17 protein-coding genes are annotated in these 21,945 nt (G+C 30.7%); 2 read left to right on the top strand and 15 right to left on the bottom strand.

Annotated elements, in window-relative coordinates; all coding sequences use genetic code 11:
• Positions 1 to 10 precede the first annotated feature (10 nt).
• The 12 genes from atpH to NHF47_RS03375 form a co-directional block, all read right to left on the bottom strand.
• Entirely contained in the window at positions 11 to 544 is a 534-nt protein-coding gene (atpH, locus tag NHF47_RS03430; protein ID WP_252763620.1) for an ATP synthase F1 subunit delta, read from the bottom strand.
• Between the two features lie 2 nt (positions 545 to 546).
• Positions 547 to 1,047, bottom strand: coding sequence for a F0F1 ATP synthase subunit B (locus NHF47_RS03425; protein WP_252763619.1), 501 nt, complete (start codon positions 1,045 to 1,047; stop codon positions 547 to 549).
• A gap of 87 nt (positions 1,048 to 1,134) precedes the next feature.
• Positions 1,135 to 1,326, bottom strand: a complete 192-nt coding sequence (gene atpE, locus NHF47_RS03420; protein WP_140997966.1) for an ATP synthase F0 subunit C — start codon at positions 1,324 to 1,326, stop codon at positions 1,135 to 1,137.
• A 39-nt stretch (positions 1,327 to 1,365) separates the two neighbouring features.
• Complete coding sequence (atpB, locus tag NHF47_RS03415) at positions 1,366 to 2,562, bottom strand: F0F1 ATP synthase subunit A (RefSeq protein WP_252766053.1); 1,197 nt, start codon at positions 2,560 to 2,562, stop codon at positions 1,366 to 1,368.
• 114 nt (positions 2,563 to 2,676) lie between these two features.
• Positions 2,677 to 3,072: a hypothetical protein gene (locus NHF47_RS03410; RefSeq protein WP_252763618.1), complete on the bottom strand. Its 396-nt coding sequence runs from the start codon at positions 3,070 to 3,072 to the stop codon at positions 2,677 to 2,679.
• Positions 3,073 to 3,098: 26 nt separating this feature from the next.
• Positions 3,099 to 3,311 (bottom strand): AtpZ/AtpI family protein, encoded by a 213-nt coding sequence (locus NHF47_RS03405; RefSeq protein ID WP_252763617.1) that lies wholly within the window; start codon positions 3,309 to 3,311, stop codon positions 3,099 to 3,101.
• Positions 3,312 to 3,379: 68 nt separating this feature from the next.
• Positions 3,380 to 6,241: a TonB-dependent receptor gene (locus NHF47_RS03400; RefSeq protein WP_252763616.1), complete on the bottom strand. Its 2,862-nt coding sequence runs from the start codon at positions 6,239 to 6,241 to the stop codon at positions 3,380 to 3,382.
• Positions 6,242 to 6,553: 312 nt separating this feature from the next.
• Positions 6,554 to 6,949 (bottom strand): polymer-forming cytoskeletal protein, encoded by a 396-nt coding sequence (locus tag NHF47_RS03395; protein WP_252763615.1) that lies wholly within the window; start codon positions 6,947 to 6,949, stop codon positions 6,554 to 6,556.
• A 36-nt stretch (positions 6,950 to 6,985) separates the two neighbouring features.
• Entirely contained in the window at positions 6,986 to 9,586 is a 2,601-nt protein-coding gene (locus tag NHF47_RS03390) for a gliding motility protein (protein WP_252763614.1), read from the bottom strand.
• Between the two features lie 108 nt (positions 9,587 to 9,694).
• Positions 9,695 to 10,360 (bottom strand): aspartate kinase, encoded by a 666-nt coding sequence (locus NHF47_RS03385; protein WP_140997960.1) that lies wholly within the window; start codon positions 10,358 to 10,360, stop codon positions 9,695 to 9,697.
• 57 nt (positions 10,361 to 10,417) lie between these two features.
• On the bottom strand, positions 10,418 to 10,777 hold the full coding sequence (locus NHF47_RS03380) for a YraN family protein (protein WP_252766052.1): 360 nt from the start codon (positions 10,775 to 10,777) through the stop codon (positions 10,418 to 10,420).
• Between the two features lie 43 nt (positions 10,778 to 10,820).
• Positions 10,821 to 11,717, bottom strand: coding sequence for an LD-carboxypeptidase (locus NHF47_RS03375; protein ID WP_252763613.1), 897 nt, complete (start codon positions 11,715 to 11,717; stop codon positions 10,821 to 10,823).
• 189 nt (positions 11,718 to 11,906) lie between these two features.
• Here NHF47_RS03375 and metG point away from each other — a divergent pair, with 189 nt between their 5' ends.
• Together metG and NHF47_RS03365 are read left to right on the top strand one after the other, a co-directional pair.
• Positions 11,907 to 14,000 carry a methionine--tRNA ligase gene (gene metG / locus NHF47_RS03370; RefSeq protein ID WP_252763612.1) on the top strand — a complete coding sequence of 698 codons (2,094 nt, stop codon included), beginning with the start codon at positions 11,907 to 11,909 and terminating at the stop codon, positions 13,998 to 14,000.
• 7 nt (positions 14,001 to 14,007) lie between these two features.
• Positions 14,008 to 15,456, top strand: a complete 1,449-nt coding sequence (locus NHF47_RS03365) for a hypothetical protein (protein ID WP_252763611.1) — start codon at positions 14,008 to 14,010, stop codon at positions 15,454 to 15,456.
• 45 nt (positions 15,457 to 15,501) lie between these two features.
• On the opposite strand, the gene NHF47_RS03360 is transcribed toward NHF47_RS03365, so the two are convergent.
• Genes NHF47_RS03360 through NHF47_RS03350 form a run of 3 tightly spaced genes read right to left on the bottom strand, consistent with a single transcriptional unit; the run spans position 15,502 to position 21,944 of the window.
• Complete coding sequence (locus tag NHF47_RS03360; RefSeq protein WP_252763610.1) at positions 15,502 to 16,683, bottom strand: lanthionine synthetase LanC family protein; 1,182 nt, start codon at positions 16,681 to 16,683, stop codon at positions 15,502 to 15,504.
• Between the two features lies 1 nt (position 16,684).
• Positions 16,685 to 18,883, bottom strand: coding sequence for a peptidase domain-containing ABC transporter (locus NHF47_RS03355; protein ID WP_252763609.1), 2,199 nt, complete (start codon positions 18,881 to 18,883; stop codon positions 16,685 to 16,687).
• Positions 18,870 to 21,944: a lantibiotic dehydratase gene (locus NHF47_RS03350; protein ID WP_252763608.1), complete on the bottom strand. Its 3,075-nt coding sequence runs from the start codon at positions 21,942 to 21,944 to the stop codon at positions 18,870 to 18,872. Before NHF47_RS03350 ends, NHF47_RS03355 begins: the two co-directional genes overlap by 14 nt.
• Position 21,945: the final 1 nt, after the last annotated feature.

Genomic DNA, 21,945 nt, shown 5'->3' with positions numbered 1-21,945 from the left:
ATCACTATTATTAATTACTAAACTCTCTTTTTAATTGTTGTAAACTATTTACAACAGAAGCATTATATTGTTTGTCACCTATTCGTAATACAAACCCACCAATAATAGATGGGTCTACAATATTCTTAAGTGTTATTTTTTTATTTGAAAAACTAGCAATCTTAGTTAATACTTTTTCTTCTAAATCTTTTGTAATTGGAAATGCGGTAGTAACCACTGCCGTTTCCATATTATTTAATTCATCAAATAAAGTATTGTACTGTGAAGCAATTGTTGCTAAAATTTCGAATCTGCTATTTTCTTGTAGCAAACGAAATAATTCTTTAGTTTCTCCTTGTGCTGAAGCAAATACTTCAGATATAGCTGCAAACTTGGCAGGCCCTTTTACAACAGGACTTTTCAAAAAATCTTTCAATTCTTTGCTTTCTTTTACAGCAGCAACAATTTGTAACATATCGTTATTTACTTGTGCTGTCGTATTGTTTGCTTGTGCAATATCTAGAATAGCCTTAGCATATCGGATAGCTGCTCTACTGGTTGCCATAATTAACTTAATTTAGCATCAGCTAACATTTTCTCAACTAATTTAGCTTGAGCGTCATTGTTAGCTAATTCTCCTTTTAATATTTTTTCTGCAATTTCTAAAGACAAAGTAGAAACTTGAGATTTAATTTCAGCCATAGCTGCATTTTTCTCACCTTCAATAGTTGCTTTTGCTTGAGCAATCATTTTTTGACCTTGTACTTGTGCTTCTTCTTTAGCGTCTGCAATCATTTTTTCTTTAATTTCACGCGCTTCTTTTATCATGGTATCTCTCTCTGCACGAGCTTCTGATAATAATTTCTCATTATCAGCTTTTAAATTTTGCATGTCTTTTTTAGCGTTTTCAGCTGCTAACAAAGCATTTTTAATTCCTTCTTCACGTTCTGTGATAGAGTTCATAATTGGTTTCCATGCAAATTTAGCTAATAAAATTAATAATATTACTAAAATTAATGCTTGCCAAAAAAACAATCCAAATGAAAAATCATTAATTAACTTATCCATTGTTGAAAATTATATTTATTCGTTTAATCTCTTTTTAAAAACAAGACCTGCAACCAACCGTTACAGATCTTTGTTTCTTTGTTTTAATTAAGCTGCGAAAAGTGCTGCGAAAGCAACCCCTTCTAATAAAGCCGCGATAATAATCATCGCAGTTTGAATTTTACCAGCAGCTTCTGGTTGACGTGCAATAGCATCCATTGCTGATCCACCAATTCTTCCTAAACCTAATCCAGCACCGATTACTACTAAACCTGCACCAATAATTCCTGGAATTGTCATAACTATTTGATTTATATATTAATTAAACTAAATTCTATTTTAAATAATTGCATTATCATGTTCTCCTAACATATCCTCACTATGGTGTTCATCATGATGATGATCTTGTACCGCCATACCGATAAATAAAGCTGATAACATTGTAAATACAAACGCTTGTAAAAACGCTACTAATATCTCAATAATTGAAATAAACAAGGTTAATCCAAAAAATGAAGGCCCAGCCACCCAGTTTTTGAAAATAAAAATTAAACCAATTAAACTCATTACTACTATGTGTCCTGCAGAAATATTCGCATAAAGACGTATCATAAGTGCAAAAGGTTTTGTTAACGTCCCTAATATTTCAATAGGGATTAATGCAATTTTCATTAAAACAGGAACATCTGGCATCCAAAAAATATGCTTCCAATAATCTTTGTTAGCACTAAATTGTGTTACTATATAAGTAAACAAAGCCAAACAAGCAGTTATTGCTATATTTCCAGTTACATTAATTCCTAGAGGTGTTAATCCAAATAAGTTTAGAATTAAAATAAAGAAAAACACCGTTAATAAATAACCCATAAATTTTCTATATTTTTTCTCACCAATATTTGGTAAAGCAACTTCATCACGAATAAAAATCACTAATGGCTCAAGTACTTTTCCAAAACCAGTTGGAATAGGCCCTTTTCTATATGATTTAGCCAAACCTACAAACAAGAAAAACATTAAAATTGCAGTCACTAACATTGCTACTACATTTTTAGTGATTGAAAAATCCAAAGGTTTTTCATTCGTCGGATGATGATGCTCATCATAATTCAATTGTCCTTCCGCATTTGTTTTATAAATTTTACCATGATGTAAAGCATAGTAGTTCCCACCTACTTCTGCAATTTCTTCTCCATGATGAAATTTAGATGAAGAAAACACTTTCAAACCATTATCAATCAAGATGACTGGCAAAGGAAATCCATAGTGTTTCCCTGTTTCCTCATCAGAGAAAAAAGTAAAATCATGAGAATCCTGTAAGTGATGATCGATGAAAGCTTTTATTTTAGATTTTTTATCTGTTGGCTCTACTTCTCCGTGTCCTTCATCATGAGCCTCGTGAGCTTCAACAGGAGATTCGTGAGTAATTTCAGTAGCTACATGAGTAGAATCTGAAATCGTATTAGCAGAACTAAAAAATGGTAGTATCGCTACTGCGCATGCTACAAATAAATGAAGTGGTCTTTTTGAAATCACCATAACGTTATAAAATGTTCTTTTTACGGTCGTTAAAAATTTTTGCAAAAGTACAATTTTAATTAATATTTCAAGTTTCTAAAATACTTTTTTTTGAGAATTTATCATTTTTTTTATCTAATAGTTGTTTTTGTTTAACAATCTCGCTGTAAAATAGACATCTATGCATAAAAAAAGAACAAACAAAATAAAAAAATAGCCTTTTTCGAATGTGTTTACTGGTTCACTATTTAATACCGGTGCTATAAAAATATAACACGCAACAACTTTAATCGTTAATGTCACCAAAAAAACATAGCCTAAGATAGCTTCATTCTTACTTTTAACAAAATCATGAACCAATAATAAAATGGTACTGCTAATGCTTAAAAAAGCAAAAATTTGATGGAGACTATACTGTGTTTTTTCAAAATCAGATTCCCATTGGAAAACTGCAATTGCTAATCTATTGGCTAAATAAACAATAATAAGAAATAAGATATATTGTAAGTATAATGCTTTATTGAATTTCATTTAAGGTTCTATTGATTGAATTGATACTATTTCTCTCCTTTATTAATTTGATTCACTTGCTTAATAACGAAATACAAAGCTACAAAGACACCCAATAAAATACTTATTTTTTGAATGTAATGGGTTTGGTATTTTTCATCTAAAAAAACACCTATGTAATTAAAGCCAAAAATTACAACTCCCATTTGAAAAGGAATCGTAAGTAATGCCAACCATTTATTGTATCTATTATTTTTCATCTCACAAATATAAAATAAAAAAGAGGTTGCAAAATACAACCTCTTTTAAAACTAATTCCTCTTTTTATTTAAAATTCGTAACGAACGGTAAAGTTCCAAGTTCTTCCTAAACCAAAGAAAGCATTATTACTTGTTGCTAAACCTTTATAAAGATTCCCATTATCTCTAAAGGTAGCATTAGAAGGAGCTGATGAATCATACGTGCTTGGATCAACACTATCCGCTTGATAACTTGTGTTTGATTCAGAAATATATTTTCTATTTAAAATATTATCTACATTTAAACGTAAGTCGATAAAATTGGTAACGTTTACTCTAAATCTGTAAGAAGCAAAAGCATCTGTAACAGCAAAACTTGGTAATCTTACAGGTGATTTAAAAGCAAATACATCGCCATAAAAAACAGGATCATATCTTTCTAAAGCTGGAGAAGAATACATTCTGTCTGAATACTTTATATTTGAACCTAATCTGAAATTCTTGAAAAATTCATATTCTGCACCTAAAGACGCCATTAATTGTGGAGCACCACCTATTTTTTGACCATCAATTAAAAGAATAGAAGGATCCAATAAATTACCGCTTGTATCAGGTCTTAAATCTTGGAAAATGGCGTTCGAACTATATTTCCATTCTCCAACAGATAATGTTCCGTTTAAGATTAATTTTCTAATTGGTGCAGCAGTAACATCTAGTTCAATTCCTCTATTTACTCTATTAATACCAGAAGTGGTACCAAAATTTCCTAATTCAGGAGTATAATAAGGGGTTTCAGCATCTTTATGATCCGATGAATATGCACTAATATTTAAGCTCACGCTTCTAGATCTGAAACCATACCCAACTTCAATAGATTTGAATTTTTCATTTTTATAATTCGTATTAATATCATTATTTAAACCACTATAAACTGTTACGAATACAGGTGGTCTAGACACAAAACCTGCATTTGCCCAAATGTTATGTTTTGAAGTTACATTAAAATTCACGCCAAATTTTGCATTGTAACCGTCCATTGGTAATTCATTTGTAGTATTAGAAGAGTCCTCAATTAAAGAATAATCTACACGTTGAATGAATTGTCTATTGAAACCTCCTTGTGCTAAGAAATTCAATTTCCAAATATCGTATTCAATTTGCGCATATGAACCTAAATAAGCAATTTTGGCATCATAGTTATAATCTACTGGAGTAGCTCCTAAATTTTTCTTAGTAAAATCTAAAATAGGTTCAGGCAATGCAGTATTGTTGGTATACATCGAATACCAAGAGCCTGAAGGACCTGAATTTAATGCATCATAAAAATCGATAGAATAGCCACTAGCTCCAAATAAATCATTTACAATTCTTGTTTTATTATACACCGTTTTACGCGCGTCTAAACCATAATTTAATTTTAAGTTATTTGTTAATTGCGAACTTAAATTTAAAATTCCACCGTAAAAAGTTTGATTGGTAATCTCAGATAATAAAGTAACCCCAGTATCGTACGAATAGCCAGTAACGTTACCGTTTGCATCTGTAAAAGCACCTGCAAAAGGAGAATTTATATAAAGATTATTCCCATTACCATCAACATAATTTGGATCTCTGAAATAAACACTACTTGGGTTTGTAGTATAAGTATTTGAAGTATATTGTTGAATAAAATCTAAGTCAATTTGTCCTTCATCATTTGTAAGTTGTGCAGCAGAAAAACCTAAAATTCCACCTGAAAAATCAGTGCTTCCACTGGTACCTTTAGAACCGTATAATTTTGCAGATAACTGTGTTTTATCCGTAAAATTGATATCCCATTGGAAAATTCCTAATGGTTTGTGACCAAAGTTCACTTTTGTAGCATATTGCTCGTTATCTAAATAACCCCAATCACGATTGTATTTATAATTTGGTTCGTCTACACCGTTTCCTCTTTCAATATATGTATCTAATGAAATATCAGATACTCTTTGATTGTGCCATTGCGGAGAACCAAATACTTTAAATTGAAAATCGTGTTTCCCTTTTTTGTAGCCTAAAGCTAAATAGTAGGAATACGCTTCAAAGTTGGTAGCCGCTACATACCCATCTCCAGAAGTTGCGCTTAATAAAACGTTAGCAGAAAATCCGCTTTTTAATAATCCTGTTGCATACGATCCTACAAATTTTCTATATCCATCATTCCCAGTTGCATTATATAGAAATCCTCCTTTATCATAATTAGCATCTCTTAAAATCATATTGAAAGTACCCGCTACAGAAGAGTTTACTAATTTAGAAGCTCCTAAACCTCTTTGTAACTGAATCGAAGAAGCCACATCATTCATAGAAGCAATATTTGCCCAGTCCACAATACCTGCCTCTAAGTCGTACACAGGGATACCATCAATCATTGGAGAAATATTGTTTTGCTCAAAACCTCTCACATTCATTCTTGTGTCTCCGTAACCACCTCCAACTCTTGACGTATATACGCCAGGCATGTGACTTGTTAATTCAATAAAGTCTTTATTAGAAACTTTTTCACGCATTTCGTAATTTCTCATTGTAGAAGAAGAAATAGGTGTTTTTCTATCTTTGATAACGTCGATACTTGATGTAGTTACGATAATATCTCTTTGAGTAACTGTATTTTCTTCTAAATAAATAATTCCTAAATCAATCGTAGACTCATCACCTTTGCCATAAAATGGGAAAGATTTAGAAATAAACCCATTCATAGAAACCTCTACTGTACCATAGGTCTTAGTAGTAGTCAAAGAAAATGTCCCATCAAAATCTACAGTAGCTTGATCTACAGCTGTAGTACCTTCTGCAGTAATGGTTACCAAAGCGCCAAACAAAGAAAGTTTTTCTTTGTCATCTTTCACCACTCCTTTAAATTTTGTTTGAGAAAACCCTTGAAAGGAAACTAATAGTAATAATAGTAAATAGCCAATAATTTTTTTCATAAAACTCATTTTTTAAAACGAGTGCAAAGTTTGTCTTAAAAAAAATTTAAAAAAAAATTGGATTATTTAACAAAATAACATTGTCTTGTGATTTTTTATCTTTTTAAAAACTAAAACATTTTTTTTATGTTAATTTTTTATTCTTACAAAAAAATAAATTTTATCAAAAAACGAAATATTAATTTTTTAAGCTATTTTATTAATAAGAATATAAAAGTGATGCCTAACCTAACTTTTTATAAAAAAAGGCGTAAAAAACAACAAAAAGCCCTCTAATTGAAGGCTTTTTGTTGTTAAAAAGTGTTAATTTTTCTATTTTTTATCCGCTTTTGGAGTATCAACTAATGGCTTTTGAGTGGATTTCATAGAGCAAGTTGCTTCAAAAACAGCTCCAGACTCAACTGAAAGTCTACTAACAATTACATCTCCTTTTATATGTGCTGTGGATTTAACCGTTAAAAGTTCATCTACTTCTAATTTACCAGTATACTTACCTTCAACATCAACATTTTTACATTTAATATCTCCTTGAACTTCTCCTGATGTTCCGATAACTAATTTTCCTCCGGAAGTGTAGTTTCCAATTAATGTTCCGTCTAGTCTAAAGTCTTCTTTGGTTTCAATATCTCCTCTGATTACTGTTCCTTGGACTATCCTGTTTGTTTTTCCTAATGGGTTACTTTCTGGTGCTTTATTTTTATCAAACATAGCTTGTTGCGTTTTGGGGTTTATTTATGTTGTTTTTTATTTAATCCATTCTTGAAGCTTCTTCTTTACTTGAATAATTTTATAATCGTCTGAAGAAATTACATAAACTTGATCTTTAATTTTGTAATCTTTATATTCCTGCAATACACTTAAAGTAGCACGAGCTACTTCTTCTGTAATGAAACCATGTATTACAACAAAATTTTCTTCTAAGGTATAAATATCTACTGAGCGTTTTAGATCATCATTTCTTCTAGCTTCTAAATATTTATCTATTTTTTCAATCAACTTATTTGTACTTTCTTCATCACCTATTGCATTTTTAGGAAAAACTAATTTCCAAGTACTGGTTGGTGAAGTGTCAAATTGTAAAGCTTCTAACTTAGGAATATGATTGCGTAATAAGTCTTCAGCTTCTTTGCCTTCTTCTGTATTAGGATAGGTAAGCGCTACATCATTAAGTACTTTTTTATATTCCTCAACACCTTTTAATCTTCCTACTACATTGGCTTTCAACATTTCAAATTTAGGTAACGATTCTTCTCCTATATATTGTTCAATTCTTTGTTGTACTTCTTCATAAACGTTTCTTAGTTTGTTTTCAGTATATTTTTTATACAATTTATTGAAAACTATTTCAGGTCGGGTATCATCTTCAATAGATAAAGAAGGGTCTTTAAGAATTTGAGCGTAACGTGAATCTGGATATTCTGCAATAATTTGTTCTTTATAAGAAACCGCTTTTGCTGGGTTTATAATTTCATATATTTTGAATAAATTATATTTTGCAGGTAATATTAATCGCTCTTCTGGGTTATTCTTAAGCAATTGCTCTAAACGATCAGCAGCTAATTGGTATTCTTTAAATTTTTCTTTATATATCGTTCCTAATTGAAAATAGGCAAAATTTCTATCTTTCACCAAAGTATCTATTTGTGTTTGTCTTTTAGGCAACTTATTTAAATAGTAAGCTACCTCATACTCTGGTTTAGTGATGGTATTCGCTTTCAAAGAATCATTAGCTGTTACTTCATTTTCTCCAGTTCCTTTGTTAGCATCGTTCAAAGAAATATTGGTTTTACTATCCTCTAATTTCCAATTTTCTTTCCATTTTTTATTTCCCCATTTGTTTTGGAAATCTTTTTTCCCATAAGCAACTGTCACAGGATTGTAGAAATAGAATGTACTTTGTTCCTCTATCCCTATGGGTGGAAAATTGCCTGGTGGTAAATTTCCGTTTGGTTTTAGAGCAGATGTATTTGCCAAGGCTTGATTTTCTTGTTTTATAGCTTCTTTTTCGGCTTTTTCAGCTTCAATTTTAGCTTGAATAGAATCTGCAGTTTTTATTTTTTGTATATGCGCTTCGAAATAGTTTTTCCTTTCCAATTCTCCCATGGCAACAATACCTAAAATACTATCATTATCGTGTGCAATGGTTTCGTATTTAATAACGTCTTCTAAATTATCTCTTTTCTTTTTGAACTTTCGATATTCTTTCGTTCTATTATCCAATTGAATTAAAGTACTATCATAATATTGACCCGCCAATTTATATTGTGCCTCTTTGAAATACATTTCACCAATATTTCTATAATTAGAAGCATTTAAATAACGGTCTTGAGAAGCAGTACGTAACGATTTATTATACCATTTTTGGGCGGTAGAATCGATTTCCAATTGGTCATAAAAAAGCCCCATTTGATGATATAAAATATCTAAATAAGGTCTGTTTTCTCTATCTTCTATAAGCTTATTAAATTTTTCAGTAAAAAGTAATGTGTCTCCATTTTTGTAATCAAACTGAGCTGCTTGTCTCGCATGTGCTTGTATGACATATCTTCTTGGAGATTTTCTATTCATATCGATTACTTCCTGAAAACTAGCATAGGCACTGTCCTTGTAAGTTAAAGATTCATAAAGCTGACCTAAAATAAATGCATATCTAGCTTTTTGTTCTTTATTCTTCGTATTCTCTTTTGCTATTTTTAAGGTTGCTACAGCACTGTCATTTGACCCTGTCTTTATGTAAGCTTCTGTTAACATGGCATTCGCATCTGCTAAGTCTTGCCCTTCTATTTTATCATCTTCTAAAAGCTTTTTAAGATTTTCAATGGCAGTTTCGTCATTATCTAAACGAATATTAACCTTTTCTCTCCATACTTTTGCATGGTAAATTTTATCACTTGTAGGGTATTTATATAAAATGTAGTTGAGCGCTTCTAAGGAAGGTAAATAACGATTGTCATAATATCTTGCTTTTCCAAGTAAAAGATAAGCTTCATCCATTTGTGGGTTTTTCTCCTTACCTTTTATATTCATAGAATGCTTTTGAATCGCTTTAACCGCTTTTTCTTCTGCTCTTTCAAAATTCGGATTTTTTTTATCTCCTGGCATTAAATCTTCTTCTTTAACACCCATTCTTTCAACAGGTAGAATTTCCCAGAAATTGTCTTTATAAGTCAGTACTAATTCAGCCTTTCCTGCTTCTAAAGCCAAATTACCGTTGTATAAAATATTATATTCCGTAGTTACGGCATGAAAATTTCTATTGATAAACTTATCTTTTTTAACTGAACAAGCAATTAAAAAGAAAAGGAAACCAATAATAAATGAATATTTAAGTATATTGTTTTTCAAGATGAAACGCTTTAATTCTTTAACTACAATTTTCTCTTTTTAGTATAAAGAATGGTAAAAATACATTTCTTTTTTTGATGTAAAAAAAAACAGGTATATTTTTCTCCTTTAGTCTTGAATGCTTTTTAAATCTTTAATCGCTTTGAAGGCAATATCAATTTGATTGTCACTTACAATTATTGTAAACTCATTCGTGGTTGAAATTACTTCATGTATAATGATTCCTTCCCAAGCCAAACGTTGAAAAATATAGTAATAAACACCAGGAACAGAAACATTTTCTTGAGGCAATTTTACAGTAATAGAAGATAAATTCTCAATTTTATGTGTTATCTTCTCTGTTTTTAATAAATCTGCAACTAAATAAGCAGCAGATGTACTGATAATTATATTGGATTCATTTACCCCTCTTGAAGATGTATAAAAAACATCCGATTCTTTATTAATTTCTGATAATAATTTAGCTTGATTATCTAATAACGTTTCCGAAATTGTAAATGCATAATCCGTTAAAGAAGAACGAACCGTAATTTCTCCTGTATTTTTTAACACACGAGAAATTTTATGATTGATTTTAAAATCCAATTCTTCTGATAACCTTTTTAAGGACATAACAATAGCGCCTTGCTTCACATCTTTTCCTAATTCTTTTTCTAAATAAGGCATCATTACTCTGGACAAAGAGGTTAAGTTAATTATTCCTTGAGATAATGAATTTAATAAAAAGGGTTTTGACTTAATATATTGTTCTACAACAGAAGATATTGTTTTCATAGATATTTGATTTTTTTACAAATATAATTAAAAAACACAAAATGTTATATTTATAACTTAAAAATAATAAAAAGCTTCTTCGATATGTTCTATAACAAAATCTGAATTTTCTTTATGAATCGCTATAATGTCAAAGCGAATGTTGGCTTCAATATCATGTGAAATTACATATTCATTAATTGCTTTCACTAATAATTGAATCTTTTTTGGTTTAACAAAGTCTTGAGGTAAACCGAAATCTAAACTAGATCTAGTCTTAACTTCAATTACAGCCAAAGTAGTCTCTTTTTGGGCAATAATATCGATTTCAGCTTTATCATATACCCAATTGGTTTCTAAAATATCATATCCATTAGCTTCTAAAAACGACACTGCTTTTTCTTCACCAATTCTTCCTAATTCATTGTGTTCCGCCATTTCTATATGCATTCGTTAAAAATTTGAAAATACACGAATCACTCTATTTGAATTGCAGTCGAATCTCTTTATCATTCACTTCGAAAGAAACTTGGCTTCCTAAAACTAAAGTACGATTGTCTTTTTGGTGACCTGCACAAAATTCAAAAGCTATTGGAATATTGTATTCTTTTGCAATAGCTGTAATGATTTGCACTTCATTTTGTCCAAAAGGGATTTCATTATCGTGCATGTCTCTCATACTACCTACAATGATTCCTTTAGCCTTTTCAAAATAACCATTGCGTTTCAAATTGTACATCATTCGATCCACATGATATAAATATTCATCCAAATCTTCAATGAAAAGAATTTTGCCCTGAGTAGAAATTGAAGAAGATGAGCCTAATAAACTATACAAGATGGAAATATTCCCTCCAACTAATTCTCCTTCTGCTTTCCCTTTTACATCATACGATTTAGAAGGGAGTCTATAATTTAAATTAGTCCCAAATAAAGCATCTTTCAAAGTTTGTTTTACTTTTTCAGGAGCATTTGGAACTGTAAAAGGCATGATAGAGTGTAGTGTAGCTATTCCTAATGTATTTAAATGACTATGTAATACGGTAACATCGCTAAAACCCATAACCCATTTTGGTTTCTTGGAAAACTTAGTAAAATCTAACAAATCGATGATTCGAACCGTACCATAACCACCTCTTGCACACCATATTGCTTTTACATTGTCATCATCCATCATTTGTTGCAAATCGGCAGCACGCTCCACATCGGTCCCTCCTAACTGACAGCTATCTAAACCAATAGTTCTGCCCAATTTTGCTTTCAAACCCCAAGACTCTAAAAGTTCAATGGCTGGTTTCGCCTCTTCTGGCATAAATTTTCTAGCGGTACATACAATGGCAACGGTGTCGCCTTTTTTTAAATAAGGTGGTAGTTTCATTTTTTGTTGAGAATGTGCGTATAATGATAAATAAAATAGTATTCCAAAATAAACAAACTTCATAAATTGTAAAAGTTTACTTCAAAAATACATAAAATAAAAGACAAAAATTCGTCAATTCATTCCTAAAGAATTATTTTTGCATGTTTTTCTGAGTGTTTTTTTCAGAATTTAAAATTCAATCAATTTATGTTAGAAAATCCAACTCGAGGCAAAGCCGAACAGAGCGAAGCTAAAAGATATACGATAACTGCTGCATTACCTTATACTAATGGCCCAATACATATTGGTCACTTAGCTGGTGTGTATGTACCTAGTGATATTTATGCTAGATATTTACGTTTACAAGGTAAAGATGTTGTTTTTGTTTGTGGAAGTGATGAACATGGTGTGGCCATTTCAATGAAAGCAAAGAAAGAAGGAATCTCACCTCAAGAAGTAATTGATAAATATGATGGTATTATTCGTCAATCGTTTATCGATTTTGGAATTACTTTTGACAATTACTCTAGAACCTCTGCACCAATTCATCATGATACTGCTCAGGATTTCTTTAAAAAATTATATCAAGAAGGGAAGTTTATTGAACAAACTACCGAACAATTATATGATGCTAAAGCGGATCAGTTTTTAGCCGATCGTTTCGTAACAGGAACTTGCCCGAAATGTGAAAACCCAGAAGCGTATGGAGACCAATGCGAACGTTGTGGTTCTTCTCTAAATGCTACCGATTTAATTAATCCTAAATCGACCATTACAGGTGAAACTCCTGTTTTAAAATCTACAAAGCATTGGTTTTTACCATTAAATGAATACGATGCCTTTTTAAGAGAATGGGTCTTAGAAGGTCATAAAAACGATTGGAAACCAAATGTATACGGTCAAGTAAAATCTTGGGTTGATGGTGGCTTAGAACCTAGAGCGGTAACTCGAGATTTAGATTGGGGAATCGATGTTCCAGTAGAAGGCGCTGAGGGGAAAAAACTATACGTTTGGTTTGATGCACCTATTGGTTATATTTCTGCAACCAAAGAATGGGCTGCAAGAGAAGGTAAAGATTGGGAACCGTATTGGAAAAATGAGGAAACCAAATTGGTACACTTTATAGGAAAAGACAACATCGTTTTCCATTGCATTATTTTTCCGGTAATGTTAAAAGCGGAAGGCAGCTACATTTTACCCGATAATGTTCCGGCTAATGAATTTTTGAATTTAGAAGGAAACAAATTGTCAACTTCAAAAAACTGGGCGGTTTGGTTACATGAATATTTACAAGATTTTCCAGAAAAACAAGATGTATTGCGTTATGCCTTAACCGCTAATGCTCCTGAAACAAAAGATAATGATTTTACTTGGAAAGATTTTCAAGCGAGAAATAACAATGAATTAGCGGCAATTTTTGGTAACTTCATTAATCGTGTAGTGGTGTTAACCAACAAATATTATGATGGGATTGTCCCAACTCCAAATGAATTTTCTGAAGTAGACGAACAAACTTTAACCGAATTAAAAGCGTATCCTTCTGTAATCTCAAGTTCTATTGAACGTTATCGTTTTAGAGAAGCCTTAAGTGAAGTAATGAATGTAGCGCGTTTAGGAAACAAGTATTTGGCCGATGAAGAACCGTGGAAAATGGTAAAAGAAAATCCTGAAAGAGTGAAAACACAAATGTATGTAGCGTTGCAAATTGCTACTGCTTTACAAACTTTATGCGAGCCTTTCTTGCCTTTTACTTCAAACAAATTAAAAACAATTCTGAATACAAGTATATTAGATGTAAATTGGAATAGCATTAGTAAAAAAACAGATTTACTTCCTGCTGGACACAAAATAGGAGAAGCACAAATCTTATTTGCACAAATTGAAGATGCCGAAATACAAAAACAATTGGACAAACTAGAAGCTTCTAAAAAAGCGAATCAAATAGCGAATGCTAAAGCAGAACCTCAAAAAGAAGTGGCAACATTTGATGATTTTACCAAATTAGACTTACGTGTGGGTACTATTTTAGAAGCTGAAAAAATGCCTAAAGCAAATAAATTATTGGTTCTAAAAGTAGATACAGGTATCGATGTAAGAACGATTGTCTCTGGAATTGCAGAACATTTTACTCCAGAAGAAGTTGTGGGTAAAAGAGTGACTGTTTTAGCAAATTTAGCTCCAAGAGCCTTACGTGGAGTTGAAAGTGCTGGAATGATTTTAATGACTAATACAGCAGAAGGAAAATTAGTTTTTGTAAATCCTGATACTGATGGTGTTTTAAATGGTGCTTTAATTAGTTAAAAAACACATGAAAAACAAAATAGTTTTTATAAGCCTACTATTTATGTTAGGGGCTTTCTTTTCTTTTGCTCAAGAGTTCAATCATAAATTTGATTTAAAGTTAAAAGGCAATAGAGATGTTTTTCAAGTAGTTGATTCTGTTTCCAATACTGTTACTATGTTTTTTAGTGATAAAGAAAAAGTAACTGCGATTCGTTTAAATCAGGAGTTTCAAATTATTGATACCTTATCAGCTGATAGACCAGAATCAAAATATCAAGAGATTCTAGGTTATAACCGAAATGGAAATAAAATTGGGCTTATTTGGGCAAAATCAAATAAAACTGAAATTATGGAACAAGCTTTTGATTTTTCAGAAAAAAAGATTGTTCAAAAAAGTTTTTCTTTGGAATTAAAAAAACAAGCCATATTACCTTCCGTTTCAATTAATGATTGTTTTTATTTAATTACTTGTAATAAAATTGATTTAACAATTAACCTTTATGTTATTAAAGATGGCAAATTAGACATAAAAAAAATAAATTTAAAGGAGGAAACTTTTTATAACTCTTCAAAGAGAAGAACTCATATTTATGATCTTTTTACTGAAATAGTTTATCCAGAAAACATTTATTCAGAAATTCAAGTTATCACAAAAAATAATTTAGTTTCATTAAAATCTACTAGTGCTAAAAGGAAACTATATGTAAGCGATAATGAAATGATTTTTACTTTTGACAATCATTTAGATGTAACCCAATGTATTTTTATAAATCTTAACTCTTTTGACTATACGCTTAAATACTTTAAAAAGCCGAGTGTTCAAGGAGATGATTTATTTTTCAATTCCAATTCTTATATTTTTAATAATCAGATTTTTCAAATCAAAACAACGGAAGAAGAATTTTATTTAACTTTAAAAGATATGGATGATAATTTGCTAAAAACACATCATCTAAAAAAATCGGATTCTCTTTATTTTAAAAATTCTCCAGTTTTTCAAGAAAATGGAGGTTTCGGTGGTAAAAGAGAATTTGATAAAAGTTCTAAATTTATTAGAAAAATAAACAGTCTAAATTGTGGCTTAACTGTACATAATTTTAATAATAACTATCTTATAACAATCGGAGGTCTTTCTACAACTGGTAAAATGACAACTGGTGTTTTTATTGGAGGTTCAATGTTTGGTGCAACAGGTGCCCTTATTGGAGCTGCTTTAAATCCTTCATTAGATAGTTTTAATTCTTATGCAAATCAAAAAGTCGTTTATACAAATTGTCTTTTTGATAAAAGTTTAAACCATTTAGAGGGAGAGGTACCTCTCTTTACATTTGATCAGGTAAGAAATTATTTAGATAGCAATAAAAATTTAAAACTTGAAACGCTTTTTAAAGTTAAAGATGCCTATTATTTAGGGTTCTACCTAGACAAGGAAGATCAATATTGTCTTAAAGAATTCGATGATTTAATAAAATAAATAAGAAAGGAATACAAAATTCTATTCCTTTCTTATATTTAAAAATTACTTTTCATAATCTATAAATGATAGAAAACCAAAATCTAAATTTTTCTCAAAATGCAATAGTGCGGTTCCAATTCCAACAATTCCGTGGGAAAAAGACAACTGTGCATTTATATCAAATTTATTGAAAGTAGTGTCAAAACCAGCCCATTGACTTTCCGGTATTTTATAATCTTCTGTTTTGGTATACCAATATTGAATCGCTTCTTCTAAAAAATTACTTTGGGTCTTTTCTTTCATCAATTTGAAAAAAGAGGCCACTCCTAAACTTCCATAAAACAAATTAGCATCTTTAATAATTTCCTTTTTATCATCTCTAATTTCGCTAGCTCTTGTTAAAGTTTTTAAAGCTAATTCTTCATACTTATTCCAATCAAAAACATCAGCTGCTCGATGCAATACATAGGCTATTCCTAAATCTCCATACATTAAACCAAAAGAGAAAGATTTAGCTTCAGGTACATCATCAGTACAAAAAGGGAAAATCACTTTTTTATTTTCAAACTGATGTGCTGTGGTATAAAGCAAAGCTTTTTCTATAAGTTTTTGTACTCTTTCCTTTTGAAAATTAATTTGGTACAAATTAATCAAACTATCAACGATTCCCATCACGCCATGTTTCACTCCTAATTCGATTAGTTTTCTACCTTGTCGATCCACATTTGAAATCCAATAAATACCACCAGTTTCAGCGTCAGTCTGCGCCAATTTCTCTATTTTGTCGACCACGTCTGAGAAAAATAAAGTATAATCTTTCTTGCCATACTTCGTGCGTTGTACAAAATAATTGACATATTTTAAGATTCCTGTTACTGGACTCAAATTGTCTTCTTTTAAACTGTCAACAAATAATTCTTCTAGTATCGGATCATAACTTTCAAAATACATTTCTATATCTTCTTGCTGCAGCAATCCATTGTCTACATAAAAAGTTAATAGTTTGCCAATGCTAATAATATCTTCCACAATATTAGGTCCTTCATAGGAGTCGTTTAAACCCTCAATGGCTTTTTCTAGAAAAGAGATACTTAAATCGGCATCTCCTAAATAATAATAAAATAAAGAAACCCCTGCTAAACCATTTACGACACCCATGGACGTAAAAATGGAATGATTGTCTTGAATAGACTCTTCTATTTCTCTTACGATACTACTTTCTGTAATGATGTTATTTGTTTTCATGTTAACTTCCTAATTCTAATTGGTTTTTTACTAAACTAAAATAATCTCCTTTTCTTTCTACTAATTGTGCATGACTTCCCACTTCGCTAATTTCTCCTTTTTTAAGGACAACTATTTGATCGGCATGTTTCACCGTACTTAATCTGTGTGCAATTATTACCACTGTTTTTCCTTTGAAAAAGTCGAATAAATTGTCGTGAATTATCTTTTCATTTTCTGCATCTAAAGCTGAAGTGGCTTCGTCAAAGAAAACATAATGTGGGTTTTTGTAAACGGCTCTTGCAATTAAGATTCTTTGCTTTTGACCTCCAGAAAGACCACTGCCTGAAGCACCGATTTTGGTATCATATTTCAATGGTAGCGATTCGATATACTCTTCAATATTTGCAATTTGAGCGGCTTTTTTTAACCTGTCATAATCTATTTCTTCATCTGCTGTAGCAATATTTCTTTTAATGGAATCTGAAAAAATGAAACCGTCTTGCATTACAACCCCACAATTTTTTCGTAAATCTTTTGGTGATAGATTTAAAATATTTTGACCATTAAAACTGATATGACCCGTTATGGAATCATAAAAGCGCAGTAACATTTTCATTAATGTCGTTTTTCCGCTACCAGAAGCACCTACTATCGCAGTAATTTTCCCATCTGGAATATACATATCAATATTTTTCAACACAAAAGGTGATCTTGGACCTTCGTATTGAAAGGAAACATTGCTTAATTTGATTCCAGAATGAAGCGCACTTTTTAATTCTAAATTCGCATAGGTTTCTTTTTCTTCCGCTTGTTCGGTTTGAACTTCATTTAATCGAGCTAAACTTAATTTGGCATCTTGTAAAGATTTTAAGAATGAAACCAATTGGTCAACTGGTGAATTCATCATTCCAATAATATAAGAAACACTCAATAAAACTCCTAAAGACATATCTCCTTGTACTACTAAAACGGCTGTATAAAAAGAGACACAGATATTTTTAATGTGATTGATAAAATTAAATCCAGAACTTTGAATTTGGTCCAATTTCAAGATTTTAAGATTAATTTTAAACAATCTATTTTGCACTTCTTTCCATTGATTGCATTTGTGTTCTTCGAAATTATTCAGTTTCATTTCAGAAACACCATTTAAAATTTCATAAATCGTTTCTTGATTGTTACTGTTTTCAACAAAACGGTGATAATCTAGTATTTTTCTTTTCTTTAAAAAATAGTTGGACCATAAAAGTGACAAAACGGTTAAAGAAACATAGATTAATAGAACTTTAGGATTGTAATATGCTAAGACTATAAAAAAGACTGAAAAAGTAATGGTTGAAAAGAACGTAGCAATAGATTGAGAGGTTAAAAAATATTCTATTCTATCATTATCTTGTATTCTTTGTTGAAAATCACCAATTAATTTGGAATCAAAAAAACGTAAAGGCAACTCTAGAATTTTAGTTAAAAACTCCGATATAATTTTGATACTAATTTTGGTTCCTACAATTAGAAGCGACCAGTTTCGAAATATTTCTATAATTATGGCTCCTAAATACAAACTCAATTGTGAAAAAAGAATCAATTGAATGTAATTGATGTCTTTATTCGATATTCCTTTATCAATTAAAAACTGGGTTAGAAAAGGAAAAATCATATTGATTAAACTTCCTAATAACATCAAAATAAAAACAAGTCCCAACTTCTTTTTATGTGAAACAAAATATTTCAAAAAGAAGTTTAATGATATTTTTTCAGGTTGTTTAAATTCGGTTTTAAAGAATTTCTCTTTTGGTTTAAGAAAAAAGGCAATTCCAGTTTCATTTTCACCTAACCATGATTTTTTAAATTTTTGATCATTTAAATCGATAAATCCATGTCCTGGATCGGCTATTTGCCATTTCTTTTGTCTGCTAAAAAAGCTTTTTCTTCCATAGCCTTTGAGCACTACAAAATGGTTGTTGTTCCAATGAAGAATACAAGGAAAATTATAGTCTTCTACTTTTTTTAATTCATCCATATCTAAGCTTGCAGAGAAGGTTTCAAAACCGAGTTCGGTAGCTGCTTCATCAATTCCTAGCAAAGAGACTCCTTCTTTGGTAATATGACATTTTTCTCTTAGATAATTTAATGAAATTTCTTTTCCGTAAGAATTGGCAACCATTCCTAAACAAGAAGGTCCACAATCCATTTTATCATATTGTCTAATAAGCTTCATCTGTAACTAGTTTTTGGTTATACTTTTTCATTCCAATTTCTTTGCTGTAAAAGCGCTCTAAAATTCCATACATAATTAACTCATGTGATCTCGGATGTGCAGGAATAAATCGATTGACATGCATATGAATATAACTCCATAGCAAATCTGTCATATTAGTTGTTACCTCATCCACAAACTGAATTTTAGTTAATTGTGACAACCGCTCTTGATACAGTTCTTGTAAATCGGCAGGTGTTTCGTGGAATAAATGAGTAAGTTCTTCTGTATGCTTTCTAAATTTTGCATTAATGTCTTTTCTTACCGATTTTACTTCACCATGTTCTACCCAAAAGCTGTGATACATTTTTTCTATGATTTGATGTCTTTCTTCAAGAGAAATTTGAAATGCATTGAAAAAATCATCTATCGATTTCAAAATAAACAACCAAGTACGGTTTTCATTTGCTTCTTTGAGGTATCGCATTAATTTCAGTGTAAAATCAGAATCAATTGAAAAAATGTTTTCCGAATTGTCGATATTTTTCCAATGATATCTTTCAATTTCCCTTTTATAGGTGGAAACATCTAACTTCCAAACTTTTCCTTCATTTACTAATGTTTTTAACTCTTGATGGATTACTTTAGTTACCATATCATAGTTTTTATTGTCCGTTAAATGCAAACGCACTCTAAGGTGAAAATCAGGGTCAGTGTATCGGATAAAAAACCATTTGTCTATGATTTTTTGTTCGGTCAAAGTCGTCACAATTTTCTGTATGTTTTCCGTTAAGATAACATCTGAAATTACGCGACCCGTATAGAGTTTAAAATACATCCATTCGTCACCATAGATAAAAGCTCTTTCTACATTTTGATCTTCTTTATCAGAAAAATTCCAAATTGTATCTAAAACATTGGCACTTCTTTGTGATTTTACAAAAGCAATGTTTTCATTAGCCACTTCATTCTCTTTATTTAAATCATACACACATTCTGAAATTTGTACAAAACCGTTCTTTTTTATTTCATTCCATAAAATAGCAAGAGTTACCGGGTTTTTTCTGTCGATAATCATTTTTTCTTCCGTACTTTCAACGATATATACAAATTGAGGTACTTGTAAGGTTTCTAAATGATTTTGCAAAGCTTCTATCGACTTGTAGTTTTCTTTCTTCAAACGCCATTGTGCATTTCTAACTACCAATTTTTCTCCAAAAACCAATCGCGGACAATAATCTAAATCATCAATATTAAAACCTCCAAAATTAATAGCGTAATCGATGTATCGATCTTGAATTTGTAAATCACATAATAAATGATAGGCTGGTAATGAGTTGAAATGAAAGTTTTGTGCCGAACTTAGATAGGGAATTACTTCCTTTTTATATTTCCCAGAACGTAAGACAATCCTATTGTTTTTTATGCTAAGGTATAAATCATTAATATCTATTACTTTTCGCTTTCCAGATGGTCTTGAAATTAAACTGATTTCTGCTTCTCTATCTATATTTCTAATTAATACATTTCCTGTTCGATTCGAAGGCAAATGGATGATTTCTGCGGTGATTCTATCTTTATTTACGGTTTGCTCAAAAGTGGTAATTTCATCAATTACTTTTTGCATTTGTGAGTCATTATTTCCAAAACGACCAATTAGGTTGGTTGCGGTTGCACCTGAAGCATATTTTAAATAGATTTTATCATTTGCATAGGTATACGCGATTGAAAAAGCACCATTTTTTATTGGTTTTTCATTTTGGTATACATCTAATGAAACTTTATCCAAGTCAATTGCTCTTTTATCAGCATTTTCCATGATTAAATTCAACCAAAAATTATTAATTTGAGGTTCAATTTTTCTATCGGTAACTCCCTTTTTCTGTGGAGCAATGGTGATATCGTCTAAAAGATCTGAGAATAAAACATCTTCATTATATTGCGATAAGTATCCTATTCCTAACTCATTATCTAAAGCATCCATTAGTTTTACCTCTTGATCTTCATATCGATTGTAAAAATTTTGTTTGAAAATTTCCAAATTATTCAAACGCTTAATTTTACTATGAGAAATTTTAGATAATTTACTTAAGAATTGTTGGAGTTTTTGATTAATATCCTTTTCGTTTATCGCAACATTATTACGTTTCAGGTTGGAATTAATCACATATTTTTGTTCGTAAGGAATACCAATCTTATTCAATTCAGAAAAAACAGTATCATAAATGGCTTTAGAATTAAAGACCTTATCATCTAATTGATGTAAAGCTGTATCTACATTTCGTAAGGCTTCAAAAATATTTTTTAACGAATCTTTCGTGTCAATTTGAGCTTTGTTTTTTTCATAAAAACCTACTATTTGCTGTATAAATTGAGGCTGGTTTAAACATACTTCTAGAGAAGAAAGATAGATTCCAGATTGGATTAATTCATCTAAGTAAGCTGCCACCTCATCTTCAGTTACACCTTCCACAAGATTTAAAATTTCTTCTTTAAGTACTGTTAACGTAATTTCTTCTCTGTCGTCTTGTAATAGGTAATCAATTAATTCATCACTATCAATAGATGCTAATGTATAGCTGATTTTATCATTGACGTATTTAGGTTCAATGTATCTATATTTTTCCCCTACTTTATAAATGGAATTATTCTTTCTGTAAGTAACTGCGTTTTTTATAATAGGATCTTGATTCAGATGATGTAACAATTTCAATAGATATTCCATATCAAGATTAGAAAACCTTTCATAGTCTTTTGCCTTTGATTCTTTAGGCTCGTCTTCCAATATCGAATAAGAAGTAAACAATCCGAAAGGCACCGTATTAGAAATTGCTCTTAAGTAATATTTTAGAATGGATTCGTTGATTTTACCTCTTTCTTTACCTGATTCAACTATTTTTTCCCATTCTTCATGTAAAACAGGTGATGCCAAATAAACGGCTTCTGAAAATTTTTCGTGATAAAACAGGGCATCGATAAAGGTGTCTAGTTCCTTTACATCTGTTGGAATTGCTTTGTATTCATTCAATGAGAAGAAAGGTATTCGAACTATTTTATTGGTAAATATGCTAATGTTTTTCATT

The organism is Flavobacterium sp. NRK F7, from assembly GCF_024054195.1.
Lineage (GTDB): Bacteria > Bacteroidota > Bacteroidia > Flavobacteriales > Flavobacteriaceae > Flavobacterium.
Note: the sequence above shows the minus strand (reverse complement) of the source record. Positions and strands in the feature narration are given on the sequence as shown.